This window comes from Klebsiella sp. ZJOU C1 (assembly GCF_035620215.1).
Lineage (GTDB): Bacteria > Pseudomonadota > Gammaproteobacteria > Enterobacterales > Enterobacteriaceae > Klebsiella > Klebsiella variicola.
The window spans coordinates 1,342,453-1,366,444 of sequence record NZ_CP141644.1 but is presented as its reverse complement, the minus strand read 5'-3'; the positions used below and the strand labels follow the sequence as shown (position 1 = coordinate 1,366,444).

General features: G+C 62.7%; 19 protein-coding genes. 5 read left to right on the top strand and 14 right to left on the bottom strand.

Going from position 1 to position 23,992, the window contains the following annotated elements; translation table 11 throughout:
- Positions 1 to 249: 249 nt before the first annotated feature.
- Complete coding sequence (locus SPE70_RS06425) at positions 250 to 1,587, bottom strand: aspartate aminotransferase family protein (protein WP_040224348.1); 1,338 nt, start codon at positions 1,585 to 1,587, stop codon at positions 250 to 252.
- A 180-nt stretch (positions 1,588 to 1,767) separates the two neighbouring features.
- Here SPE70_RS06425 and SPE70_RS06420 point away from each other — a divergent pair, with 180 nt between their 5' ends.
- Positions 1,768 to 2,532 carry an SDR family NAD(P)-dependent oxidoreductase gene (locus SPE70_RS06420; RefSeq protein ID WP_008805554.1) on the top strand — a complete coding sequence of 255 codons (765 nt, stop codon included), beginning with the start codon at positions 1,768 to 1,770 and terminating at the stop codon, positions 2,530 to 2,532.
- A 54-nt stretch (positions 2,533 to 2,586) separates the two neighbouring features.
- Here the strand turns inward: SPE70_RS06420 and SPE70_RS06415 are convergent, their stop codons facing one another.
- The 4 genes from SPE70_RS06415 to SPE70_RS06400 are packed head-to-tail and all read right to left on the bottom strand — an operon-like array spanning position 2,587 to position 5,561.
- Positions 2,587 to 3,348, bottom strand: coding sequence for an amino acid ABC transporter ATP-binding protein (locus tag SPE70_RS06415; protein WP_008805553.1), 762 nt, complete (start codon positions 3,346 to 3,348; stop codon positions 2,587 to 2,589).
- On the bottom strand, positions 3,341 to 4,006 hold the full coding sequence (locus SPE70_RS06410) for an amino acid ABC transporter permease (RefSeq protein WP_012968744.1): 666 nt from the start codon (positions 4,004 to 4,006) through the stop codon (positions 3,341 to 3,343). Before SPE70_RS06410 ends, SPE70_RS06415 begins: the two co-directional genes overlap by 8 nt.
- Before the next feature lie 14 nt (positions 4,007 to 4,020).
- A complete protein-coding gene (locus SPE70_RS06405) occupies positions 4,021 to 4,662 on the bottom strand; it encodes an amino acid ABC transporter permease (protein ID WP_004142522.1) in 642 nt (213 codons plus the stop codon).
- Between the two features lie 47 nt (positions 4,663 to 4,709).
- Complete coding sequence (locus SPE70_RS06400; protein WP_002893184.1) at positions 4,710 to 5,561, bottom strand: transporter substrate-binding domain-containing protein; 852 nt, start codon at positions 5,559 to 5,561, stop codon at positions 4,710 to 4,712.
- A 241-nt stretch (positions 5,562 to 5,802) separates the two neighbouring features.
- Here SPE70_RS06400 and SPE70_RS06395 point away from each other — a divergent pair, with 241 nt between their 5' ends.
- Positions 5,803 to 7,266, top strand: a complete 1,464-nt coding sequence (locus SPE70_RS06395; RefSeq protein ID WP_004176948.1) for a MocR-like pyridoxine biosynthesis transcription factor PdxR — start codon at positions 5,803 to 5,805, stop codon at positions 7,264 to 7,266.
- On the opposite strand, the gene SPE70_RS06390 is transcribed toward SPE70_RS06395, so the two are convergent.
- The gene (locus tag SPE70_RS06390) at positions 7,263 to 8,597 is read right to left on the bottom strand and encodes an aminotransferase-like domain-containing protein (protein ID WP_064170483.1); all 1,335 of its coding nucleotides are present in this window, start codon (positions 8,595 to 8,597) and stop codon (positions 7,263 to 7,265) included. The two genes, SPE70_RS06395 and SPE70_RS06390, sit on opposite strands and share 4 nt — an antisense overlap.
- 123 nt (positions 8,598 to 8,720) lie before the next feature.
- Here SPE70_RS06390 and SPE70_RS06385 point away from each other — a divergent pair, with 123 nt between their 5' ends.
- Positions 8,721 to 9,629 carry a DMT family transporter gene (locus SPE70_RS06385; protein WP_032691344.1) on the top strand — a complete coding sequence of 303 codons (909 nt, stop codon included), beginning with the start codon at positions 8,721 to 8,723 and terminating at the stop codon, positions 9,627 to 9,629.
- A 103-nt stretch (positions 9,630 to 9,732) separates the two neighbouring features.
- Here SPE70_RS06385 and SPE70_RS06380 read toward each other — a convergent pair whose 3' ends face one another.
- The 6 genes from SPE70_RS06380 to SPE70_RS06355 all read right to left on the bottom strand — a co-directional run bounded on the left by SPE70_RS06380 (position 9,733) and on the right by SPE70_RS06355 (position 16,675).
- Positions 9,733 to 11,001 (bottom strand): Zn-dependent hydrolase, encoded by a 1,269-nt coding sequence (locus tag SPE70_RS06380; protein WP_012542516.1) that lies wholly within the window; start codon positions 10,999 to 11,001, stop codon positions 9,733 to 9,735.
- A 97-nt stretch (positions 11,002 to 11,098) separates the two neighbouring features.
- Complete coding sequence (locus SPE70_RS06375; RefSeq protein ID WP_064170484.1) at positions 11,099 to 12,109, bottom strand: ABC transporter ATP-binding protein; 1,011 nt, start codon at positions 12,107 to 12,109, stop codon at positions 11,099 to 11,101.
- Positions 12,099 to 13,136 (bottom strand): ABC transporter ATP-binding protein, encoded by a 1,038-nt coding sequence (locus SPE70_RS06370; RefSeq protein WP_004223507.1) that lies wholly within the window; start codon positions 13,134 to 13,136, stop codon positions 12,099 to 12,101. The genes SPE70_RS06375 and SPE70_RS06370 overlap by 11 nt, the downstream gene beginning before the upstream one ends.
- Positions 13,137 to 13,139: 3 nt before the next feature.
- Positions 13,140 to 14,033, bottom strand: a complete 894-nt coding sequence (locus SPE70_RS06365) for an ABC transporter permease (RefSeq protein ID WP_008805546.1) — start codon at positions 14,031 to 14,033, stop codon at positions 13,140 to 13,142.
- Positions 14,034 to 14,035: 2 nt separating this feature from the next.
- The gene (locus SPE70_RS06360) at positions 14,036 to 14,989 is read right to left on the bottom strand and encodes an ABC transporter permease (RefSeq protein ID WP_004178910.1); all 954 of its coding nucleotides are present in this window, start codon (positions 14,987 to 14,989) and stop codon (positions 14,036 to 14,038) included.
- Between the two features lie 18 nt (positions 14,990 to 15,007).
- Positions 15,008 to 16,675 carry an ABC transporter substrate-binding protein gene (locus tag SPE70_RS06355; protein ID WP_023297185.1) on the bottom strand — a complete coding sequence of 556 codons (1,668 nt, stop codon included), beginning with the start codon at positions 16,673 to 16,675 and terminating at the stop codon, positions 15,008 to 15,010.
- Positions 16,676 to 16,998: 323 nt separating this feature from the next.
- Here SPE70_RS06355 and SPE70_RS06350 point away from each other — a divergent pair, with 323 nt between their 5' ends.
- Both SPE70_RS06350 and SPE70_RS06345 read left to right on the top strand, forming a co-directional pair.
- A complete protein-coding gene (locus SPE70_RS06350; RefSeq protein ID WP_008805544.1) occupies positions 16,999 to 18,114 on the top strand; it encodes a YbdK family carboxylate-amine ligase in 1,116 nt (371 codons plus the stop codon).
- A gap of 47 nt (positions 18,115 to 18,161) precedes the next feature.
- Positions 18,162 to 18,881, top strand: a complete 720-nt coding sequence (locus SPE70_RS06345; protein ID WP_016160442.1) for a phosphodiester glycosidase family protein — start codon at positions 18,162 to 18,164, stop codon at positions 18,879 to 18,881.
- Between the two features lie 876 nt (positions 18,882 to 19,757).
- On the opposite strand, the gene SPE70_RS06340 is transcribed toward SPE70_RS06345, so the two are convergent.
- Together SPE70_RS06340 and SPE70_RS06335 are read right to left on the bottom strand one after the other, a co-directional pair.
- Positions 19,758 to 22,850, bottom strand: a complete 3,093-nt coding sequence (locus SPE70_RS06340) for an efflux RND transporter permease subunit (protein ID WP_049162204.1) — start codon at positions 22,848 to 22,850, stop codon at positions 19,758 to 19,760.
- 13 nt (positions 22,851 to 22,863) lie between these two features.
- Positions 22,864 to 23,943, bottom strand: coding sequence for an efflux RND transporter periplasmic adaptor subunit (locus SPE70_RS06335; protein WP_032729548.1), 1,080 nt, complete (start codon positions 23,941 to 23,943; stop codon positions 22,864 to 22,866).
- Positions 23,944 to 23,992 lie beyond the last annotated feature (49 nt).

Sequence of the window (23,992 nt, the reverse complement as noted above, 5' to 3'; positions counted from 1 at the left end):
TCCCGGAAGGCCGGGGGTACAGGGGGCGGCGGCGACTGGCCGCCCCCTGTGCGCTCCCTGCGCCATGAGTGACATAACGCAGACGATTAACCGGGAGCGCAAACTACGCTGAAGCCACCGATAACATAAACAACCACACTGCAGTGCTTCCCCTCACCCTGGCCCTCTCCCGGAGGGAGAGGGCACCGTCCGGCTGGCGTTTAGGCCCGGCAAGCGTACTGCCAGGTAACGTTATCCGATGCCACTCCCCTACTTCGCCAGGCTGGCAAAGCGAGCAAAGACCGCATCAAAAATCGCCAGCCCTTGCGCCACCTGCTCAGCAGTAATGGTGCACGGCGGCACCACGTGAATGCGGTTCTCCACCACAAAGGCCAACAGCCCGGCCTCGGTTAAGGCCCCTTTGATCGCGGCCATGTCGGCGGCAGTCAGCGGCGTTTTTTGTTCACGGCTGCTCACCAGCTCCAGCGCCTGGAACAGGCCGCGACCACGCACCTCGCCGATAATGGCGTGCTTCTCCGCCAGCGCCTCGAGACCGGGGCGCAGCACCTCGTTGCCGATATAGGCCGCGTTCTCAACCACCTTCTCCTCTTTCATCGCGTCGATGGTGGCGACAATCGCCGCCATCGCCAGCGGATGGCCGGAGTAGGTCAGCCCGCCGGCAAAAAAGTGGTCGTCAAAATAGCGGGCAATCGGCTCGCTAATCAGCACCCCGCCCGCCGGCACGTAGCCCGCGTTAACCCCTTTGGCAAAGGTCACCAGATCCGGCACCACGCCATCCTGTTCGAAGGCGAACCAGCTGCCGGTACGGCCAAAGCCGGCCATCACCTCATCGAGGATCAGCACGATGCCAAACTCGTCGGCCAGGGCGCGCACACCCTGCATATAGCCTGCCGGCGGCACGAGGATCCCGGCGGTGCCGGGGATGGACTCCAGCAGGATCGCCGCGATGGCGGTCGGCCCCTCGCATTCGATGATCCGCCGCAGATGCGCCAGCGCGCGCTGGCACTCCTCTTCTTCAGTCGCGGCGTTGAACTCGCTGCGGTAAAGGTAGGGGTTGAAGAAGTGCACATGGCCGCGGGAGAACTCATTCGGCACCCGGCGCCAGTCGCCGGTGGCGGCGATCGCGCTGCCGGTGTTGCCATGGTAGGAGCGATAGGCCGACAGCACTTTGTCGCGCCCGGTATAGAGCCGCGCCATACGAATCGCGTTCTCATTGGCATCCGCCCCGGCGTTGGTGAAGAACACCTTGCTGAAGCCCGCCGGCGCCAGGTCGACGATGCGCTTCGCCGCTTCGCCGCGGGCAAGGTTGGCGGTGGCGGGCGCGATGGTGACCAGGGTCTCCAGCTGCGCCTTCATGGCCGCCAGTACCCGGGGGTGCTGATAGCCAATGTTGACGTTCACCAGCTGGCTGCTGAAATCGAGCCAGGTATTCCCCTCGTAATCCCATAGCTCGCAGCCTTGCGCCCCGGCAATCACCAGCGGATGGAGATTGCCCTGCATCGACCATGAATGAAACACATAAGCGCGATCCAGCTGCCGAACTTCGTCATTGCTTACCGCGACCTCGTTGTGAATTGCCAGCTTCATACCCTGCCCTCTCTCATGTCGTAGTGGTTGGCTTCATCATTGGCCTCGGCCGCATAAATCGGATAGAGCCAGTGCGTGAAAAACGATGTGACACGGTGTCACATCCGCATCCGCCGTCTGGCCCTGTGCCTTGCCGTCCGGCGTTTTTATAGTGGAGGGACAACCGCACAGGAGAATGACATGGCAACGAGCAACGTAGTGTTTATCACCGGGGCGACCTCGGGTTTTGGCGAAGCGGCAGCGCAGGTGTTTGCCGACGCGGGCTGGTCGCTGGTGCTGAGCGGGCGCCGCTATCCGCGACTGAAGGCCTTGCAGGACAGACTCGCCGCCCAGGTGCCGGTGCATATTATTGAGCTTGACGTTCGTGACAGCGAGGCGGTGGCTGCCGCCGTGGCGTCGCTCCCCGCCCCCTTCGCCGATGTCACCACCCTGATCAACAACGCCGGGCTGGCGCTGTCGCCGCTGCCGGCGCAGGAGGTGGCGCTGGAGGACTGGAAAACGATGATCGACACCAACGTCACCGGTCTGGTGACGATGACCCACGCCCTGCTGCCGACGCTGATACGCCATGGCGCCGGGGCGAGTATTATCAATATCGGCTCGATCGCCGGGCAGTGGCCCTATCCCGGCAGCCATGTGTATGGCGCCAGCAAGGCGTTTGTGAAGCAGTTCAGCTATAACCTGCGCTGCGATCTGCTTGGCACCGGCGTGCGGGTCACCGATCTGGCGCCGGGGATTGCCGAGACCGAATTTACCCTGGTGCGTACCAAAGGCGACCAGGCGGCATCGGATAAGCTCTATCGCGGCACCACGCCGCTGAGCGCGCGCGATATCGCCGAGCAGATGTTTTATATCGCCACGTTGCCGGCGCATATGAACATTAACCGGGTGGAGGTGATGCCGGTCCGTCAGGCGTGGCAGCCGTTCGCTATTGACCGGGACTAGGCAGGCGCGTGGTTTTTCCCCTGCCGGCGATACCGGCAGGGGATGCAAGCCGGACTAACGGCTGCTTTGCAGAAACTGCCTGACGCGTTCAGAGTCAGGCTGAGTGAAGAACTTCTCCGGCGGCGCCTTCTCAATCAGCAGCCCCTTCTCCAGAAACACCACCTCGTTGGATACCTGGCGGGCAAAATCCATCTCGTGCGTCACCACCACCATGGTGTAACCCTCGGCGGCGAGGGCTTTCATTACCCCCAACACCTCATTAACCAGCTCCGGATCCAGCGCCGACGTCGGTTCATCGAAGAGAATAACTTCGGGCGACATCGCCAGCGAACGGGCGATCGCCACCCGCTGCTTCTGCCCGCCGGAGAGAGTGATCGGGTAAACATCGGCTTTGTGCGCCATGCCCACTTTCTCCAGCTGCTGCATGGCAATGGCCTTCGCCTCGTCTCGTTTCATGCCCTTAACGTGCAGCAGCGCCTCGCTGACGTTTTGCTGAACGGTCAGATGCGGCCACAGGTTAAAACTCTGAAAGACCATCCCCACCCGCTCGCGAATTTTGGCCAGCTGGCGGTGCGACATCGCCCGGCCGCGCTGTTCATCAATCCCCAGTCGCTGACCGCCGATATGAATTTCACCGCGGTCCGGCTGTTCCAGCCAGTTCATACAGCGCAGCAGTGTGGATTTTCCCGACCCGGACGAGCCGAGAATACTCACCACGGTCCCCTTCTCCACCGTCAGGTTAATATCCCGCAGGACTTCCACATTATCGAACTGTTTGGAGACGTTTTTGACGCTTACGGCAATAGACTCAGGCATGGCTCATTCCTCTTTTGGCTCCCCAGGCAGTCAGGCGCTTAATCAGCAGCTCCAGCAGAATGCTGATCGCCCAGTAAAGCCCAATGGCGACGATAAAGGCGTTAAACGGAATAAAATAGGTCGCCTGGACGCTGTTGGCGGCGGCGGTGATCTCCTGAACGGTAATAATGCTCAGGAAAGCGGTGTCCTTCAGGCAAATAATCAGCTGATTGCCGATCAGCGGTAAGGCGGAAGAGATGATATTGGGTAAAATAATCCGCCGAAAAATGGCATAGCGCGAAAAGCCCTGAGCAATCGCCGCTTCAATATATCCGCCGGAAAATACCCGCCGCTGGCTGCGCAATATTTCAAAAAAATAGGCGCCATGATAAATAATCAGGGCCAGTAAACCGGCGGTCCACGGCTCCATGCTAATACCGAGCTGCGGCAGCCCGTAATACAGAAGATAAGCGAGGATCAAAAAAGGGATCGCACGCATCAGGCTGACGAAACCAATAATAATCCGGTTAATCACTTTCTTTTGATATTCGCTAAAATAACACAGCGCAATACCGATAATCAGCGCCGCCAGGGCGGCGGTAATAAACAGTTCGAGGGTCGCGAATAACCCGGCAATAAAGCTATCGCGAACCGACCAGATAACGCCCCACTGATTCATAATGCCTCCCGTTCCTAGCGCGCCAGACGCCTGGCTTTACGTTCCGCGATACCCTGCAGCTTCAACAAACAGCCGATGATCACCACATACAGCAGGCCGGCGGCGAGGATCGGCGACAGCGGCTCGTAGGTGACCGAGGAGATACGGTTGGTGACCCGGGTGAGATCCACCACGCCAATCACGGCGATGGCCGGGCTACCTTTGATCAAAAAGGACATCTCATTGACCAGCGCCGGCAGGCTCTCGATCCACATCTGCGGCAGCATGATGTAGCGGAAGTAGGTCCAGCGGCGCATTCCCACCGACTCCGCCGCCTCCCGCTGTTCGCGCGGAAAGGTGCGGAAGGCGTTGCGCCAGATCTCAGCGTTAAACGCCGAGGTGTTAAGCGTCAGCGCCACGATGGCGGCCACGTTCTTGTCGAGGTTAATGCCCATCGTCGGCAGGGAAAGGAACAGAAATAGCACCAGCGTCACCAGCGGCGTTGCGCGGGCCAGACTGATATAGACCACCAGCAGTTGGTCGATCACCGGCAGGCGCAGCATCCGTACCAGGGCGATCAGCAGGCCCGCCACCACCCCGAAGGCGATAGCGATGGCCGAAATCCAGAGGGTCGTCCATGCGCCTTCGATTAATAACTGCCAGGAAATTGCATCCATGAGGCCCTCCTTCTCAGCAACAGGCGGCGGTCGCCCGCCGCGGAATATTACAGTCCGGCGAGTTTGTGAAACTGTTCCGGGCTGGTGATCGCCTCGGTCGGCAGGTTGTCATAGGTTTCGCCAAACCATTTTTTCTGCAGCTCGGCGAGCTTGCCGGTCTCCTTCATGTGGTTCATAAACTTGGTCATATAGGCCAGCAGCTGCGGCGAGTTTTTCGGGATCGGCCACGCCATATACCCCGGTCCGGAGACAGCCAGCCCTTTGGCGAAGACCTTCGGTTTGGCTTTCGCCAGGTCGTTTACCGAGATCACCACGTTAATCACGTAATCCAGTCGCTTATTCGCCAGGTCGGCGTAGGCTTCCGGATAGGAGGGATACTCCACCACCGGTCCCAGCTTGCCGCCGGTCTTCTCCAGCATCGCCTTCAGCTCCGGCAAACGCGCCAGCAGCGCGCTCCCGGCCTGTAACCCCACTTTTTTGCCGCTGAGATCGGCAATCGTATTTAACGAAGTATCACCAGCGCGTTTGACGAAATAGTGCTGCGCGGAGGCCCACGGTGGGGTGAAATCAAAAACCTTCAGCCGCTCATCGGTAATAACCGCCCCGGTTAAGGCCATATCGTATTGCCCGGTGGAGACGGCCGCTAATAATCCGGTCCACGGTAATATGCTCTGGTCGACATGGAATTTGGCATATTTACGTAATTCCTCAAGCATATCTTTGTTAAAGCCATCGGCCTGGCCATTATTCATAAAGTTAAACGGCGCATAATCATCTTCCGTCGCCACTTTCAAGGTGCCGGATTTTTCTATTTCCGGAAGATCGGCCGCGACGGCGTGATAAGAAAAAGCGACCGTTAATACAGCGCTCAGACACATTGATGCCAATGATTTTTTCATTATTTCACCCCTGATGGATTGGCCAGACGGGTTCATTCCAGAACGCGAAAAGGTTTCTGCAAAATAGTGGCCGGGGACGTTCCGGTCCACGGCGGCTGAATACGTTTTTAATGTGGGAGCGTTTTTCAATTCCGTATAGAGCCAGATGGGCCGCATCGCTGTGTCAGATGGCGGCAGGGTGGTATGGAATTTGCTGAGTGTAACGGGTGGTCGCAATGCGTTATTGCCAGAGGAGCCCCGTATGATCCGTCACCTGTTACACGTTGATTTTCAGCCTGGCCGCGGTTTGCAGGAACAGGTGCGAGAGACGCTGGTGAATGCCATTCTCAGCGGGATCTTCGCCGCCGACACCCCGCTGCCCTCCTGTCGCCAGCTGGCCAGCCAGCTTCGCGTCTCGCGCAACACCACCGCGCTGGTGTTTGAAAGTCTGGTCAACGAGGGCTACCTGATTAGCCGCCCACGAAGCGGTTACTACCTGCATCCCGACTATCATGAAGCTTCGCCTGCCGCCGTCGAGAGTGCACCGCAGCGCGAAGCCGCTGCACCACGCTGGGGCGACCGGCTGCAGATGACCCCCAGCCAGCAGGAGTCGATCCTCAAACCGGCGGGCTGGATGCACTACCGCTACCCGTTTATCTACGGCCAGCCCGATACCCGGCAGTTCCCGCTGGCCACCTGGCGCTCGGCGGCGAACTGGCTGCACGGCGGGGTGCGCGACCCGGCGTGGGTCATCGACCATATTGACCAGGATGTGCCGATGCTGATCGAGCAGATCCGCACCCGGGTGCTGCCCAAGCGCGGCATTGTCGCCGCGCCGGATGAAATTCTCATCACCCTTGGCTCGCAAAATGCGCTCTACCTGCTGACCCGACTGCTGCTCTCTTCCACCACCCGCATTGGCGTCGAAAACCCCTGCTTTCGCGAAGCCATCAACACCTTTCTGCTCGCCGACGCCGAGGTGGTGCCGCACCCGGTGGATGAAGAGGGGATCGTGCTTAATGAGCGTCCCTGCGATTACTACTATGTCACCCCCGGCCATCAGGTGCCCACCGGGGTGACCATGAGCAGTGCGCGGCGTCGCCAGCTGCTGGAGCATGCCGCCCGCCATGACGCGGTCATTATTGAAGATGATTATGACTCGGAGAGTAACTTTACCCTCAACCCGCTGCCGGCGCTGAAGGCCAGCGATCGCAGCGGCCGGGTGGTGTATGTCAGCAGCCTGTCAAAAGCGCTGTCACCGGGGCTGCGGTTGGGGTTTATGGTCGCCGACCCGGACCTGATCGACGAGGCGCGCGCCCTGCGCCGGCTGGTCTATCGCCATCCGCCGACCAACATTCAGTACCAGATGGCCCACTTCCTTGCCCAGGGCCATTATGAAACCCATCTGCGGCGCTACCACTACGACTCCGCCCAGCGCTGGGAGCGCCTGCACGCCGCCCTGCAGCGCTATCTGCCGTCGTGTCGCGCGCTGGCGGGGAGCGAACATGCTAACGCGTTCTGGCTGCAGACCCCGGCGCAGATCAACACCCAGCAGCTCACCTGGCGCGCCGCCCACGCCGGCGTGCTGATTGAGCCCGGGGCGCGCCATTTTCTCAGCGCCGCGCCGCCGGATAACTATTTTCGCATGGGATTCCACGCCATTAACCCTGACGCCATCGCCCAGGGGGTGGAGGTCCTGCGCGGCCAGCTGGAGCAGATGGGTTAGCGGTATTGTTCATACTCAACGGCGTCGCGCACGCTGAGCAGCGCCGGGCGCAGACTGTCGAAAGGCACCGATCCGAGCGCAATGCGCAGCGCCTGCGGGATCGTGGCGGAGACGCAGAACGGCTCGGCGGTCGACACCGAAATACGGCGTTCCATCAGCGCATTCGCCAGTCGATCGGCCCGGCTCTCTTCACCCAGAGGCAGCCAGACAAAGTACGAATCGGGATGACTGACGACGGGAAGCCCACAAAGCACCTCGCGGGCCACCTGCTGCCGCTGTCGCGCATCCTGTCGTTTCTGCATTTCAAAGCGTGCCACCGTGCCATCTTCAATCCAGGCGCAGATCAGCGAACTTATCAGCGTCGGCGTATTCCACGTCGTGGCGCGGATGGCGCGCTCAATCTCCGGCCGGTAGCGCGGCGGAGAAATCACCACCCCCACGCGCAGCCCGGTGGCGATATTTTTTGAAAAACCGGTGACATACACCGTTCTTTCCGGCGCATAGCTGATCACCGGCGGCGGCGGACGGCTCACCAGCCGGGCGTAGGCGGCATCTTCAATAATCAGCAGATCGTGCTGGCGCGCAAGATCGGCCAGCGCCTGCCGCTGCCCGGTGTTGAGCACCCAGCCCAGCGGATTGTGCAGCGTCGGCATGGTATACACCGCCCGCACCCGCCGCTGCTGGCACAGCGTATGAAGCGCCTGCAGGTCCGGCCCCTCCGGTCGACAGGGGATCGCCGCCAGCTCCAGATGATACAGCGCCGCCAGAACCTTGAAGCCCGAATAGGTCAGCGCATCCACCGCCACCACATCCCCCGGACGTAACAGCCCCATCACGGTCACCGCCAGCCCGTGCTGTGCGCCGTTGACGATCAGGACATTTTCCGCGTCCGGGGCAAAGTGCTGGCAGGTCAAATGGCGGGCGATAATTTCCCGCTCGGCGAGCCGCCCGGCATGAGGCTGATAGCGCAGATGCGAGTCAATATCGCCCGCCATCGCCAGCTGCCTGAGCGCCTCGCGCAGCGCATCGCCCTGCTCCGGCAGCGAAGGGTAGTTGAAATTGAGATCCACGACATCGGCGGCCACCACCTGCTGATCGACCCCGTGCCCCGGCGGCAGCGAGAGGTCGCGCACGAAGGTGCCGCGGCCGGTTTCGCCGCTGACCAACCCCATCTCTTCCAGTTCACGGTAGACGCGCGTGGCGGTGGCCAGCGAGAGGCGTTCTCCGGCGGCAAGGGTACGGTGCGTCGGCAGACGGCTGCCTGCGGGCAGCTGCCCGCTGCGGATCGCCTGGGCATATCGGTCGACAACGGCTTTATATCGGGCTTTCATCGTGAAATGTATCTATGACAATAATTTGATTGTATTAGATTAGGCACATTACCATCGCCGCAGACGATGCTCAAGCGGGCACAGCACATCTGATAACGCGAGGTTAACGTGGTAGATTCAACAATGGATAAATCGGTGCCCGGTCCCTGGTCCGGATGGCTTCATGGTTTACTGGGGGTGATTATTTTTAGCGGGTCGCTGCCCGCGACGCGACTGGCGGTGCAGGATATGGATCCGTTCTTATTGACCTTTCTGCGCGCCTCCATCGCCGGGCTGCTTGCCGTCGCGCTGCTGGTCGGCTTTCGCCAGAAACGCCCGCGCCTGGCGCAGCTTGTGCCCTTGATCATCGTCTCATCAGGGGTGGTGATCGGCTTTCCTCTGCTCACGGCGCTGGCCCTGCAGCACATCACCTCGGCGCATTCGATTGTGTTTATTGGCCTGCTGCCGCTGATGACCGCCCTCTTCGGCGTACTGCGCGGCGGCGAACGCCCGCGGCGGGCTTTCTGGATCTTTTCGCTGCTGGGCAGCCTGCTGGTGGTGGGATTCGCCCTGACGCAAAGTGCGGCGGCCTCACTCAGCGGCGATCTGCTGATGCTGGCGGCGGTTATCGCCTGCGGCCTCGGCTATGCGGAAGGGGCAAAGCTGACGCGGGAGCTCGGCGGCTGGCAGGTGATCTGCTGGGCGCTGGTGATAGCCCTGCCGTTGATGCTCCCCGCCTCGCTGATGGTTCAGCCCGCGTCCTGGCATGCCATATCGGCCTCCTCCTGGGCGGCGCTCGGCTATGTGTCGCTGTTCAGCATGCTGATCGGTTTCATCTTCTGGTACAAAGGGCTGGCCGCGGGCGGGATCGCCGCCGTCGGCCAGCTCCAGCTATTGCAGCCGTTCTTCGGGCTTGGCCTGTCGGCGGCGCTGTTGCACGAAACCGTCAGCCCCTTGATGCTGGCGGTTACGCTGGGCGTGGTGCTGTGCGTGGTGGGCTCGCGCAAATTTGGCCGCCAGCGGGTTAGCGCAGGGAGCGGGAGCCGTGATTGACCGCCCCGTCATCCGCCGTCCCGGGTCGCGGCGGTGTAACCGCCTTACCCGGGTGACAGCATGATAAACGGCTGGAGGACGCGCCGCCGGGGAGGACGACCGTCTACACCGGCCGCGCGTACTGAAGCATCACCTGCAGCAGCACGTTGGCCCCGGCGGCGACGTGCTCCGGCGAGGCATACTCAATTTCGTTATGGCTGATCCCGTCCTTGCAGGGGATAAAAATCATCCCGGTGGGCGCCAGGTAGCTCATATACACTGCGTCATGCCCGGCGCCGGAGACGATCGGCCGCGCCGGATAGCCCAGCCGCTGCGCGGCATCGGCAATGGCCTGCTGGCATTCAGCATCGAACGGCGCCGCCGGATAGTGGCTTACCTGCTTCAGGGCCACCTGCAGACCGCTCTCCCGCTCAACCTCCGCGATAAACGCCCGCAGCTGGCGATCCATCTCGTCCACCAGCGCATCGCTGAGATTGCGCATATCAATGGAGAAGGTGACCTCCCCTGGCACCACGTTGCGGCTGTTGGGCCACACCTGCACGCTGCCGACGGTGCCGCGTCCCTCTTCGCTGCGCCCGGCAATGGCCACCACTTCCTGCATAATGCGGGTCGCCACCTGCAGGGCATCCTGACGCAGGCGCATCGGCGTGGGTCCGGCGTGCGAGGCCTGGCCGGTGACCACGCAGTCGTACCAGCGGATCCCCAGCACGCCCTGCACGATACCGATGGTTTTCGCTTCATCTTCGAGAATCGGCCCCTGCTCAATGTGCGCCTCAAAATAGGCGCCGATGGGATGCTCCCCCGGGGTCTGCTCGCCGATATAGCCGATCTGCGCCAGCGCCTCGCCGACGCTGACACCCTCTTTATCCGTGACGGCCCAGGTCTCTTCCAGCGGGAAGACGCCGGCAAAGACCCCGGAGCCCATCATCACCGGCACAAAGCGCGACCCCTCTTCGTTGGTCCAGAACACCACCTCAATCGGCGCGTCGGTGTCAATCTGCAGATCGTTGAGCGTGCGCACCACCTCCAGCGCCGCCAGCACGCCGTAGTTGCCATCAAATTTGCCGCCGGTGGGCTGAGTGTCAATATGGCTGCCGGAGACGATGGGCGGCAGGCCGGGGTTGCGGCCTTCCCGGCGCATAAACACATTGCCGATTTTATCGATGGTGACGCTCATCCCGGCCTCCCGCGCCCAGCCTATTACCTTGTCCCGCCCCTGGCGGTCGAGGTCGGTGAGGGTCAGACGGCGGCAGCCGCCCTTCGGCGTGGCGCCGATCTGCGCGAGATCCATTAACGACGCCCACAGGCGGTCGCCATTGATGCGCCAGCCGGTGGTGTCGGTCGCGGGGGTAAAAAGTACATCACTGCTCATGGTAGTCTCCTGACATCAAGGTCGCCGCCAGCGTAACCGGCGGTGGGAATGCGCTATCAACGCCTGGTCTTCATCCTGTATGGTTTTTTGCCGCCGATCAGACGGCCAGGGCCTGGGCGTTAGCGTCAATCGCCAGCTCGCGCCAGCGGTGGCAACTCACCGCGTGGCGCTCCGCGACGGATTCCGTCGGCGGCAGACTCTGTTCACAGACCGGGCGACGGTGCGGGCAGCGCTCGGCAAAAGCGCAGCCGGGCGGCAAGCGCGCCAGATCCGGCGGCGCGCCGGGAATGCAGTGCAGGGCATCACCTTTCTTAAGCCCCTCTTTCGGCCGACTGCCCAGCAGCACCTGGGTATAAGGATGGCGCGGGTGGCGCAGGATCTCGCTCATCGACGCTTCCTCGACGATCCGCCCGGCGTACATCACCGCCACCCGGTCGGCGATCTCCACCGCGGCGCCGATATCGTGGGTCACAAACACGATCGACAGCCCGCGCTGCTTTTGCTGCTCGCGCAGCAGGATCAGGATCTGGATTTGCACCGTGGCGTCGAGGGCGGTGGTTGGCTCATCCGCCAGCAGCAGCTGCGGGTTACAGGAGAGCGCAAGGGCGATCATCGCCCGCTGGCGCATCCCGCCGGACATCTCGTGCGGGTAAGCATCCAGCCGCCGCTCAGGGCTGGGAATGCGCACCTGGCGCAGGGCCTCCAGCGCCCTGTCCCGGGCCGCCTGGCGCGACAGCCCTTCGTGGCGGCGCAGCCCTTCAATAATCTGCTGCCCGACGGTGTAGACCGGATCGAAGGCCAGCAGCGGCTCCTGAAAAATCATCGCGCAGCGTCCACCGCGATAGCGCCGCAGCTGGCTGGCGCTCATCGTCAGCACCTCGTCGTCCCCCACCTGCAGGGTGCCGGAGAGCTCACTGCTCCCTGGCGGGTGCAGGCGCATCAGCGCCCGCAGGGTCACGCTCTTGCCGGAACCCGACTCGCCAATCAGCGCCATCACCTCCCCCTTTTGTACGTCAAAGGAGACTCCATTGACCGCGTTGATGGTCTGTCCGTCGCGGCGAAAGACGACCCGCAGGTCGTGCACATGGACAAAGGCGTTATCCGACATGGCTGACCTCCTTAAGGGGGATGCTTTGATGCCAGGGCGAGGCCGGCTGCGCCATCAGGCAGGCGCTCTGGTGCCCCTCCCCGACCGCCTCCAGCCGCGGTTTCACCTCGGCGCAGACCGCCTTCGCATGCGGGCAGCGGGTGTGAAAGCGGCAGCCGCTCGGCGGCGCGATGGGGCTGGGGGGATCGCCGCTCAGCGGCGAGGTCAGGGTGCGGTTTTCCGGGTCCATGGAGGGCATCGAGCTTAACAGCGCCCGGGTATAGGGGTGGGCGGAGGCGGTAAACAGCTGCTCCGCCGGGCCAATCTCCACCACTTCGCCAAGGTACATGACGAGGATCCGATCCGACAGCCAGCGAACCACGTGCAGATCGTGGCTGATGAACACGTAGGTCAGCTCGAGGGTGCGTTTCAGCTCCTGCAGCAGCTGCAGCACCTGGGCTTCCACCGATTTATCCAGCGCCGACACTGCCTCATCGAGGATCACCAGCCGCGGCTTCATCGCCAGCGCGCGGGCGATATTCACCCGCTGCCGCTGGCCGCCGGAAAGCGCATGCGGGTAGCGGTCGGCAAAGCGCGCCGGCTCAAGGCCAACGTGCGCCAGCAGATAGCGGGCATATTCGCTGGCCTCTCTGGCGCTGACGCCATGGACACGCTGGCCGAAGGCGATGCTCTCCTCCATGGTCAGGCGCGGATTGAGCGAAGCATAGCTATCCTGAAAGACCATCTGCACCTGGCGACGGTAGGCTTTCAGCGGCAGACGCGACGAGCCGACCCCCTGTCCGTCGAAGATCAGTTCGCCGCTGTCCTGGGTGAGCAACTGCATCAGCAGCCGGGCGGTGGTCGATTTGCCGCAGCCCGACTCGCCGACCACCCCCAGGGTTTCGCCTTTCATCACCGTGAAGCTGATATCGTCCACCGCCTGCACCACCTCCCGGCCTTTGCCGCCGCGAAAGTACTTCAGCAGGTGATTGACCTTCAGCAGCGGCTGCGCCGGCCCGCCAAGGTCGATATTGATAAAGGGTTGCATCGCTTACTCCTTAATCGCCATTGCCGCACGCAGGCGGTCCGCGAGGATATTGAACGAAATGGAGGTGATAAAAATCATCAGGCCCGGCAGGGCGGCCACCCACGGCTGGGTATAGATTGCCGTGCGCAGCGTATTGAGCATCAGCCCCCACTCGGGCTCCGGCGGCCGCACGCCGAGGCCGAGAAACGACAGGCCGGAGGCGAGGATCATGCACACCGAAATCAGCCCGGTGGAGAAGACGAAGATCGGCCCGAGCACGTTGCCCAACACCTGGACGCGGATAATGGTCAACGCGCTGGCGCCAGTGGCCCGGGCGGCGTCAATATAGTCCATATGTCGCACCTGGGCGGTCACGCTCTCGGCAATCCGCGCCACCTGCGGGACAAACACGAGGGTCAGCGACAACAGCGCATTGCCGATGCCCGCCCCCAGCGCTCCCGACAGCGCAATCGCCAGCAGGACGGAGGGAAAGGCATAGAACACATCCACGGTGCGCATAATCACGGTATTGGTTTTGCCGCCCGTATAGCCGGCGATAATCCCGATGGCCCCGCCGATAAAAAAGGCGAACACCACCGGGACAATTCCCATAAACAACGACAGCCGGGTGCCAAGGATCAACCGCGACAGCATGTCGCGTCCCAGCTCATCCGAGCCCAACGGGAAGCCGTCGCTGCCGATGGGTTTCAGGCGCAGGAACATCGACGTTTGATAAGGATCTTTGACGATAAGCCACGGACCGAACAGCGCCAGGGCCAGCAGCAGGAGGATCACCACGCCCACCACCACCCCGCCGGGGTCGCGCAGTAAGCGGCGCAGCACGCCGCGCCAGTAACCTTGCCGGGAAGCGTGGGCCGCTGCGGCCGGGACCGCTTTCGTCGTTGCTGTATCCACCATGGTCAGCTCCTCTTAATACGCGGGTCGAGGGTGGTCTGCAGAATATCCACCAGCAGGTTGAGCAGCACGAAAAACAGCGCCAGCACCCAGATGGTGCCCTGCAGCAGGGGCAGGTCGCGCTGAAAAATGGCGGTATTGAGCAGCAATCCGGTTCCCGGCCAGGAGAAAACGGTCTCCACAAGGATCGAGCCGCCCATCAGATAGCCTACCTGCAGCCCCATCACCGCCAGCGCGGTGGGCGCGGCATTTTTCATGACGTGGACAAAGATGCGCGACTCGTTGAGCCCGCGAGCGCGCAGGCCAACGATAAACTCCTGGCTGAGGATATCGGCCACCTGCGAGCGCACGGTGCGGGCGATAATCCCGGTGGGGATCACCGACAAGGTGAGGGCTGGCAGCAGCATGAACTGCAGGTGCGCCCAGTCCCATTGCCAGCCCACCTCGCCTATCGGCCCGCCGCCGGTGGCCGGCAGCAGCGCGAACTTAACGCTGCAGAGGATCACCAGCAGCATCCCCAGCCAGTAGTGCGGCACGCTGACGCCAAATACCGACAACACTGAGGCCAGACGGTCAATGACGCTGTTGCGAAAATAGCCGGCGACAAAGCCGAACAGGCTGCCGAGGACGAAGCCGATCGCCGTCGCCAGCAGCGCCAGGCGCAGGGAGTACGCCACCGCGGTCATCACTTCGTCTATCACCGGGCGGCCGGTGGCGACCGACATACCAAGGTCGCCATGCAGCGCCCGCCACAGCCAGTGGATAAACTGCAGGGGCAGCGGCTTATCAAAGCCGTAAGCCTGCATTAATGTCTGACGCAGCGCCTCCGAGGCGTCCGGCGGCATCACCGACACCAACGGGTCGCCCGGAGCGATCTGCACCAGCATGAAACAGATCACCGCCACCCCAAGCATGGTGGGGATAGCCAGCAGAATGCGGTATAGCAGCGTATTGATCATCGGTCGCCCCTTTCACGATTACTCTTTTTTGCTCACCAGGCTGAGGTCGATAAACCAGCTCTGCGGTTGCACCACCCCGGTCACCGCAGGGGAAATCGCACGCGGCCCGACGTCGTGGGCGACAAACAGGAATGGCACCTGATCCACCAGCGCGGCGTGCAGCTCACCGGCCGCTTGGTTCATCTCCGCCGGGGTAAAGGCGTGCTTGACGGCGGCGGCCAGCTTCTCCGTCTCCGGAGTGGAGAAGTAACCCCAGTTGGTCGCCACCGGCGGAAACGCTTTGGCGGTCGAGAAGCGGATCAGGCCAAAGTACGGATCGTTAACCGCGGCGCTGACGTTGATCGCATCGATCCCTTTCGCCGAGGGGTCCCGGGCACCCAGGCGCCAGTTGGTAAACAGGGTGTTCCATTCCACCACTTTGATATCCACATTGAAGAAGCAGCTCTTCAGGCTCTGCTGGATATACTCGTTCATCGGCAAGGGCTGCATCTGCCCGGAGCCGGAGGCCGAGGTGGCCACCGTGACGTGCAGCGGTTTGCTGGCGCTGTATCCGGCCTCGGTCATTAGCTGGCGGGCGGTGTCCGGGTCATATTTGATCTGGAAGGTGGGTTTGCCATGCCACGGGCTGTCAGCCTCGTAGACCCCGGTGGCCTCGGTCATGTAGCCGCCGAGGTAGCTCTTCAGCTCGGCACGGTTCAGACACAGGTTGGCCGCTTTGCGCACGCGGATGTCCTGCCACGGCGATCCTTTTTCAAAGGAGAACTGCCAGGGCCACAGGTGCGGCTGGGTATTGGCGTAGAGGTGAAAACCCTGAGACTTGATCTGATCGATGGCGTCCGGCGCCGGGGCTTCAATCCAGTCCACCTGCTTCGACAGCAGCGCCGCGGTACGGGCGTTGGCCTCCGGCAAGGGGATCAGCACCACTTTATCCACCCGGGGAATGCGATCTTTGTTCCAGTAGTCGGGGTTTTTATCGAGGATCAGCTGCTGACGCGGCACCAGCTTCTCCAGTTTGAACGGGCCGCTACCCACCGCGTGGGCGGCGAAGGCGGTCCACGCCTGTTTGCTGCGCGCGGCGCTATCTCCCGCGCTGGCCGGCACCGCGTCATACTGTTTCTGCCACGCCGTCGGCGAGACGATAAACAGGTTGGTGATGTTGTACGGCAGCAGCGCGTCTGGTTCCGAGGTGGTCAGCGCCACAGTGTGGTCGTCAATTTTCTCTGCGCCGGTGAGGGTCGGCATGCGCGACAGGGTGTTGCCGATCTGCCCCGGGGCGTACTGCGGCGCCGCTTTATTCAGCACCTTATCCACGTTCCAGACGATGGCGTCGGCGTTCACCTCCGTCCCGTCATGGAACCTGACGCCCGGACGCAAGGTGAAAATCCAGCGGCTGGTGTTCTGCGGATCGATGTGCCACTCGGTCGCCAGCCCCGGCACCAGACCGCTGGGCTTTTCACCTTGCGACAGATCCCACTCCACCAGCGCGTCGTACAGCGGGATGCCGGTAAAGCGGTTGCCCTCATAGCCTTGATCCGGCTGGCCAAGGGTTAACGGAATATCCGCGGCGGTCATGGCAATCCGCAGCGTGGAGGCGTTGGCAGGTAAGGCGGCGCCCGCCAGGGCCAGTGCGCCGCTCACCGCCACGGCGAGACGACCGGCACGCGAAAATAACGTCTTTTTGTGCATCACATGATCCCTGTTAAATAAAGTGTCACGGATTAACAGGCAAAATGCGTACCAGCTCTTACGCGGGCGATAATAGGCCAAAACCGACCAATAAAATAAGAATGACTTATATTATCACCATGATAATTATGGGAAAATAATTGCACCTTATTCCGCCGCACCGCCAGCGGGAAATATGTTGCAGAATTGCACCAGCCGCTATATGGCAAATTTCAAATAATCACGCTGCGTCACTTTTCATTCATCCCCCGTCCGCCGCCGCGTATTCTCCGTCGGGATCAATCCCTTCTATACTTCAGGGAACACATCGACCGGGAGAGACTATGCCTTTAGCCGATTTTCACCGCTCCGATCCTTTTACCCTCGGTATCGAACTGGAGCTGCAGGTGGTGAACCCGCCGGGTTACGACCTCAGCCAGGATGCCTCGACGCTGATTGCCGACGTCCAGCATCAGTTGACCGTGGGAGAAGCCAAACATGACATCACCGAGAGCATGCTGGAGATCGCCACCGGGGTGTGCCGCGACATCAGCCATGCCCAAACCCAGCTCAGCGCCATCCAGCAGGCGGTTCAGCGCGCGGCGCTGCGCCATCATCTGCAGATCTGCGGCGGCGGTTCGCACCCCTTTCATGCCTGGCAGCGTCAGCAAATCAGCGACAATCCGCGCTATGTCAAAACCGTCGAGCATTTTGGCTATCTGGCGCAGCAGGCCACGGTCTTTGGCCAGCATGTGCACGTCGGCTGCCAGAGCGGCGACGACGCCCTCTATCTGCTGCACGGCCTGTCGCGCTTTGTGCCGCACTTCATCGCCCTTAACGCCGCCTCGCCGTGGTTTGACAGTACCGACAGCCGCTTCGCCTGTTCACGCCTGAACCGCTTCTCCTCCTATCCCGACAACGGTCCGATGCCGTGGGTGGCAGACTGGCAGGGGTTTCGTCGCCTGTTCCGCCAGCTGAGCTACACCAGCATGATCGACAGCATGAAGGATCTGCACTGGGATATTCGCCCCAGCCCGCAGTTTGGTACCGTCGAGGTGCGGGTGATGGACACTCCCCTGACCCTCGCCCAGGCGATCCATATCGCCGGCTTTATACAGACCCTGGCCTGCTGGCTGTTGACGGAGCGCCCTTTTAAGCACCAGCCTGATGATTATCTGCTGTACCCCTTTAACCGCTATCAGGCGTGCCGCTATGGGCTGGACGGGACCCTCACCGACGTGCGCAGCGGAGAGCAGCGCAGCATCCGCCAGGAGATCCTGCAGCTCGCCGACCGGCTGGCTCCCTTCGCCCATCAGTTGAAGGCGACGGCGGCGCTGGAAGCGGTGGTCCGCCAGGCGAAATCGCCGCACAGCGAAGCGCAGCAGATGCGCGACTTTATCGCCAACGGCGGTTCGCTTTCCGGCCTGGTGCAAAAACACTGTGAGATTTGGGCGGCATAAGGCAGCGAGGCGGGTATACTCGGCGCAGACCATAGAAAGGACTGCCCATGTTATTACGTTGCCTGCTCCCCCTGGCGCTGCTGCCCCTGGCCGCCGTCGCCAGCGCCGCCTGTACCCTCACCGACCCGAAGCTGACCCTGCAGAGCTATCGGGTGGATGCGCAGAAAGAGCGCATTGCGATGTACTGGCAGGATCGGCACGGCAAAGCGTGGGGTTCCCTGCGTTCGCTGCTGGCGGGTATCGATGGCGACGGCCGGGTGCAGATGGCGATGAACGGCGGCATTTACGATAAAGCCTACGCGCCGCTGGGGCTGTATATCGAAGACGGTAAACGGCTGACGCCGGTAAACCGTTCCGCCGGCGGCGGGAACTTCTTTATCCGCCCCGGCGGCGTGTTCCTGGTGGCGAACGACCGGGCGAAAATCGTGCCGCTGCCGGCGTACAAACCCTCTCCCGCCATCCGTTATGCGGTGCAGTCCGGCCCGATGCTGATTGAGAATGGCGTCATCAACTGGCGGCTGAAGCCCTCAGCCAGTTCGCGCAAGCTGCGTAACGGGGTGGGTATCGATAAGCAGGGCCGGGTGGTGTTTATGCTCAGCGATCGCGAGACCAACTTCTATGATTTTGCCTGCTATGCGCAGTCAAAGCTTGGGGTGCGGCAGATGCTCTATCTCGACGGCACGCTGTCGAAGATGTACCGCAAAGGCGGCAGCGTGCCGTGGCAGTATCATCCGTTCGTGACCATGATAACGGTGGAGAGGAAGTAGCGGGCGCCCGGCACAAAAGCGGCGCCGTGCCCGCCGTCCTTACCCGTTCACCAGCGAAGGACTACCCTTTTCTGCCAAACGCAACGTGAACGGAAAATTCCCCCTCACCCTAACCCTCTCCCACAGGGAGAGGGGACCGCCCGGCAGACGCTGTTGCTCCGGTATACACAGCGGGGCCACGGAGAAAGGCACATACAATTTTTAACGGATATATTCTGATCGCTATGGTTTGGCCTCTGAAAACTACGGGCGTGCAGCGGGGCCGATTCCCGCTGAAATCGGCGAACCGGAGGTCGGCAGACAAGGGCTGGCCGCCACGGAGGGCGGCCAGAGGCGATTCGAGACACGACGTCGAGTTGAGCCGACCGCAGGCGGACGACCGGGAGGTGAGCGTAGTGCGCAGCACCGATTTCTCTGCGGGACCGGGGGGATTGTAAAGGGGGAGACGGTTTTCTCCCCCTTTACCCGTTCACCAGCGAAGGACTACCCTTTTCTGCCAAACGCAACGTGAACGGAAAATTCCCCCTCACCCTAACCCTCTCCCACAGGGAGAGAGGACCGCCCGGCAGACGCTGTTGCTCCGGCAGATAAGGCCAAACGCAACGTGAACGCAAAACCCACCCTCACCCTAACCCTCTCCCACAGGGAGAGGGGAGCGCCCGGCAGACGCTGTTGCTCCGGCAGATAAGGCCAAACGCAACGTGAACGGAAAATTCCCCCTCACCCTAACCCTCTCCCACAGGGAGAAGGGACCGCCCGGCAGACGCTGTTGCTCCGGCAGATAAGGCCAAACGCGACGTGAACGGAAAATCCCCCTCACCCTAACCCTCTCCCACAGGGAGAGGGGATCGACAGGCAGACGCTGTGGCGCAACGCTTACCCCCGCCGATGCGCCCACTCACGCATACGCTGAAACAGCACATACAGCGACGGGATAAACAGGATGCCAATCATCGTCGCCACCAGCATACCGCTGAATACCGTGGTGCCGATGATCCGCCGGCTCTGCGCCCCGGCGCCGGTGGCGAGCATCATCGGCATGATGCCGATAATAAACGACACCGCGGTCATCATCACCGCGCGGAAGCGGCGGGTGGCCCCCTCGCGCGCGGCGTCAACTATCGACAGCCCCTCCTCGCGCCGGCTGCGGGCGAATTCAACAATCAGAATCGCATTCTTCGCCGCCAGGGCAATCAGCAGCACCAGCCCTATCTGAACATACACATCGTTGGCATAGCCCGCGGTCCACAGCCAGAGCAGCGCTCCGCCGATGGCGAACAGCACCGAGAGCATGACGCTCGCCGGCAGCGTCCAGCTCTCATACTGCGCCACCAGGAACAGCCACGCCATCGCTACCGCCGCCAGCACGATCCACACCGCCTGATTGCCGGTCTGCTGCTCCTGCCAGGAGATCCCGCTCCAGGCATAGTCATATCCCGGCGGCAGATGGGCCTGCAAAATCTGCTCCATGGCCGCCATCGCCGTGCGGCTGCTGACCCCCTCGGCCGCTGAACCGCTCACTGAAACGGACGGGAACTGATTGTACTGCTGAATAAACGGCGCCCCCACCGTCGGCGTAATGGTGACCAGATTGCTCAGCCGCACCCGCTCGCCGTCGCGGCTGCGGACGTACAGCTCGCTAATCTGCTCTGCCCGCTCGCGCCACTGCATCTCATTTTGCATCACCACATGATAGACACGATTGTTACGGCTGAAATCGCCGGCGCGCGTGCCGCCGAACGCCGTCTGCAGGCTGCTGAAAATTTGCGCCACCGGCACATCCAGCAGCGCCGCCCGGTCGCGGTCGACCGTCAGGGTCAGCTGCGGCACGTTGCTGCTCCAGGTGGTAAACACCCGGCTCAGTTGAGGATGCTGGTTCGCCAGCTGGAGGATCTGCCGCGTCACCTGCTCCAGCTCCGCCGACGACTGACCGGCCTGCGCCAGGATGCGCAGATCAAACCCCGAGGCATTGCCCAGGCCCGGCAGGGTCGGCGGCGCGAAGGTCATGATCGTCGCCTCGGGTAGCGACAGCAGCTGGCGCTGAATATCTGCCATCACCGCATCCAGCGGCGGCCGCTGGTGCCAGTCTTTGAGCATCACCGAGATAAACCCGCCATTAGAGGCGCTGGTGCCGTTGAGAATGTTGAAGCCGGACACCTGAATCACATCCTCCACCGCCGGGTTAGCCATCAGCAGCTTGCGCGCCTGGGCCATCACCGCTTCGGTACGCTCCAGCGACGCCGCCTCCGGCAGTTGCACGCTGGCAAACAGGTAACCCTGATCTTCCTGCGGCAGGAAGCCTTTCGGCATCGAGGTGAAGCTGAACGCCACCAGCGCGCCTGCCGCCACCGTCGCCGCCAGCGCCAGCCAGGGACGGCGGTTCATCCAGCCCACCAGCCGGCCATAGCCGTCGCGGGTGCCGTCGAGAAGACGGTTAAACACCCGCCACACCGCCGCTGGCCGGGCGGGACGCGGGCGCAGCAGCAGTGCGCAGAGGGCCGGTGTCAGGGTTAGCGCCACCAGGCTCGACAGGGCCACCGCGGTGGAGAGCGTCACGGCAAACTGCCGGTACAGCTCGCCGACGATCCCCGGGAGCAGCGCCACCGGCACAAATACCGCCAGCAGCACCAGGGTCGTGGCGATCACCGGCCCGGCGATCTGCTGCAGCGCCTGGGCGGTGGCCTGCAGGCGATCCAGCCCTTCCGCCATTTTGGTTTCGACATTCTCTACCACCACAATGGCGTCATCCACCACCATCGTCAGGGCGAGAATGATCGCGAACAGGCTGAGGGTGTTGGCGCTGTAGCCCAGCAGATAGAGCACCGCAAAGGTGCCGATCAGTGACACCGGGATCGCCAGCACTACGATCAGCGTCGCTCGCCAGCTCTGCAGGAACAGCGACACCACCACGACCACTGCCAGCAGGGTCAGCGCCAGCGAGACGCCGATCTCTTTGATCGTCGCCGCCACAAAGCGGGTGGTATCGAACTTCACCTCCCAGGTGAGATCCGCCGGAAAGCGAGTGTGCAGGCGGTTAAGCTCCGCACGCACTGCGCTGGCGACCTGCAGGGCATTGGCGGTGGGCGTCGGGTAGATCCCCAGATAGGCCGACGCTTTACCGTTCAGCTGCGCGCCGGAGCTGTAGCTGCGGGCGCCCAGCTCAATGGTCGCCACGTCGGCGAGGCGAACCAGCTGCCCCTGCGCGCCGCGGCGGAGGATAATCTCGCCAAAGCTGGCCGCCTCGTTCAGACGCCCCAGCCCGTTGATGGTCAGCGTCTGCTGCTGGCCGTTGAATACTGGCGGGGTGCCCACCTGCCCCGCCGCGCCCTGCACATTCTGCTCGCGCAGCGCCTGGGCAACGTCATCCGTGGTGATGTTGAGCGCATTCATGCGGTCCGGACGCAGCCAGATGCGCATACTGTAATCCCGGGCGCCAAACATCTGCACCTCGCCGACGCCGGGCAGGCGGGCCAGCGCCTCGCGCACCTGGGTGCTGGCGTAGTTACTGACAAACAGCGGCGACAGCGTGCCCAGCGGCGAGTAGAGGCTCACCCCCATCAGCAGGTTGCTGGCGCGCTTGCGGACCTGGACGCCATTCTGCTGCACCTCCGCCGGGAGCTGCGCCAGCGCCTGCGCCACCCGGTTTTGCACGTCGATCGCCGCCAGGTCGGCATCGGTGCCCGCCGCGAAGGTAATGCTCAGGCGGTACGTTCCCTCATCCGAGCTGGTGGACTCCATATACAGCATATGATCGACGCCGTTGAGCTGGGTCTCCAGCGGGGCGGCGATGGCTTCCGCCACATCTGACGCGCTGGCGCCCGGCCAGCTGGCGCTGACGTTCACCACCGGCGGGGTGATCGCCGGGTACTGCTCCACCGGGATCAGCTTCAGCGACACCGCGCCGACAAAGGTCAGCAGCAGCGCGATCACCATGGCAAATCGCGGACGACGGATAAAAAAGGTCAGCATCCCTTCTCCTTACTTAGTTCAGCACCTGTACCGCGGCGCCTTCGCGTAAACGCTGCGCGCCGTCGGTGATCACCTGCTCGCCCGCCTGCAGCCCTTTCTCAACCGCAAACTGCTGCCCCTGCTGCCCCGCGAGGGTCAGACGACGCTGCCCGGCGGTGTGGTCCGGCTTCAGCACCCAGCTGAAAAAGCCCTGCGGATCCTGCTGCACGGCGGCGGCCGGGATCATCACCCGTGACTGCAGCTCCTGCGGACGGAACAGGATTGTTACGCTGCCGCCCGGCAGCAGACGGTGCTGCGGATTGGCGAACTCCGCCCGCACCGCCACGCTGCCGGTGCGGGCGTCAATCCGGTTATCGATGGAGGTCAACACCCCATCGCGCCGTTTGCCATCCACCTCAATCTGCGCCAGCCACGCCTGCTTCAGGGCGTGGATGTCGGCATGCTGGCCGGATTTGCTGAAAAATGCGGCTTCGTCGAGAGCGAACGACACCCGCACCGGATCCAGCTGCACGATGTCCACCAGCACGCCGCTGGATGGGTTAATCAGCGTCCCGACGTGAAAGGCGCTGTGCCCCACGCGACCGGTCACCGGCGCCGCAATCCGGGTGTAGCTGAGCACAATCTGCTGGGCCTCGACGCGGGCTTTCGCCTGCTGCACGGCGGCGGCGGCGACGTCGCGCTGCATCCGGGCCGTGTCGACGTCGTTGCGACTGATGGAGTGGTTGTTAATGAGCCGCTCGTAGCGAGTGAGCAGTTGCTGCGACTGACGTAATGAGGCTTCGGCGCTTTTCAGCTCGGCCTGCGCCAGGGCCAGGGCCGCGCGGGGCTGCGCGTCGTCGAGGGTAAACAGCAGGTCGCCCTCGGTAACATACTGGCCATCCTGGAAGTGGCGCTGAACTATCACCCCTTCGGTGCGCGCGCGAATGTCGACGGCGCGGATCGCCTCGACCCGCCCGGGGATCGCGCGTTCTTCAGCATGAGGCGCCAGTTCGACCGTGGCGACGCGGACCGGCACCGCCGGCGCGGCGGTCGCCGTCAGGGCGCCGCCGGCCAGACCGCAGGCCAGCAGAGCAAAGCGGAAGGTTTTAATCATAGGGGGATCCTTGCGAAAGTAACGCGCGCCTGCAGCGAGGCGCGCGAGA

Coding starts and splice junctions, on each gene's coding strand:
- SPE70_RS06425 (WP_040224348.1), bottom strand. CDS start 1,587: ATGAAGCTGGCAATTCACAACGAGGTCGCGGTAAGCAATGACGAAGTT.
- SPE70_RS06420 (WP_008805554.1), top strand. CDS start 1,768: ATGGCAACGAGCAACGTAGTGTTTATCACCGGGGCGACCTCGGGTTTT.
- SPE70_RS06415 (WP_008805553.1), bottom strand. CDS start 3,348: ATGCCTGAGTCTATTGCCGTAAGCGTCAAAAACGTCTCCAAACAGTTC.
- SPE70_RS06410 (WP_012968744.1), bottom strand. CDS start 4,006: ATGAATCAGTGGGGCGTTATCTGGTCGGTTCGCGATAGCTTTATTGCC.
- SPE70_RS06405 (WP_004142522.1), bottom strand. CDS start 4,662: ATGGATGCAATTTCCTGGCAGTTATTAATCGAAGGCGCATGGACGACC.
- SPE70_RS06400 (WP_002893184.1), bottom strand. CDS start 5,561: ATGAAAAAATCATTGGCATCAATGTGTCTGAGCGCTGTATTAACGGTC.
- SPE70_RS06395 (WP_004176948.1), top strand. CDS start 5,803: ATGATCCGTCACCTGTTACACGTTGATTTTCAGCCTGGCCGCGGTTTG.
- SPE70_RS06390 (WP_064170483.1), bottom strand. CDS start 8,597: ATGAAAGCCCGATATAAAGCCGTTGTCGACCGATATGCCCAGGCGATC.
- SPE70_RS06385 (WP_032691344.1), top strand. CDS start 8,721: ATGGATAAATCGGTGCCCGGTCCCTGGTCCGGATGGCTTCATGGTTTA.
- SPE70_RS06380 (WP_012542516.1), bottom strand. CDS start 11,001: ATGAGCAGTGATGTACTTTTTACCCCCGCGACCGACACCACCGGCTGG.
- SPE70_RS06375 (WP_064170484.1), bottom strand. CDS start 12,109: ATGTCGGATAACGCCTTTGTCCATGTGCACGACCTGCGGGTCGTCTTT.
- SPE70_RS06370 (WP_004223507.1), bottom strand. CDS start 13,136: ATGCAACCCTTTATCAATATCGACCTTGGCGGGCCGGCGCAGCCGCTG.
- SPE70_RS06365 (WP_008805546.1), bottom strand. CDS start 14,033: ATGGTGGATACAGCAACGACGAAAGCGGTCCCGGCCGCAGCGGCCCAC.
- SPE70_RS06360 (WP_004178910.1), bottom strand. CDS start 14,989: ATGATCAATACGCTGCTATACCGCATTCTGCTGGCTATCCCCACCATG.
- SPE70_RS06355 (WP_023297185.1), bottom strand. CDS start 16,675: ATGCACAAAAAGACGTTATTTTCGCGTGCCGGTCGTCTCGCCGTGGCG.
- SPE70_RS06350 (WP_008805544.1), top strand. CDS start 16,999: ATGCCTTTAGCCGATTTTCACCGCTCCGATCCTTTTACCCTCGGTATC.
- SPE70_RS06345 (WP_016160442.1), top strand. CDS start 18,162: ATGTTATTACGTTGCCTGCTCCCCCTGGCGCTGCTGCCCCTGGCCGCC.
- SPE70_RS06340 (WP_049162204.1), bottom strand. CDS start 22,850: ATGCTGACCTTTTTTATCCGTCGTCCGCGATTTGCCATGGTGATCGCG.
- SPE70_RS06335 (WP_032729548.1), bottom strand. CDS start 23,943: ATGATTAAAACCTTCCGCTTTGCTCTGCTGGCCTGCGGTCTGGCCGGC.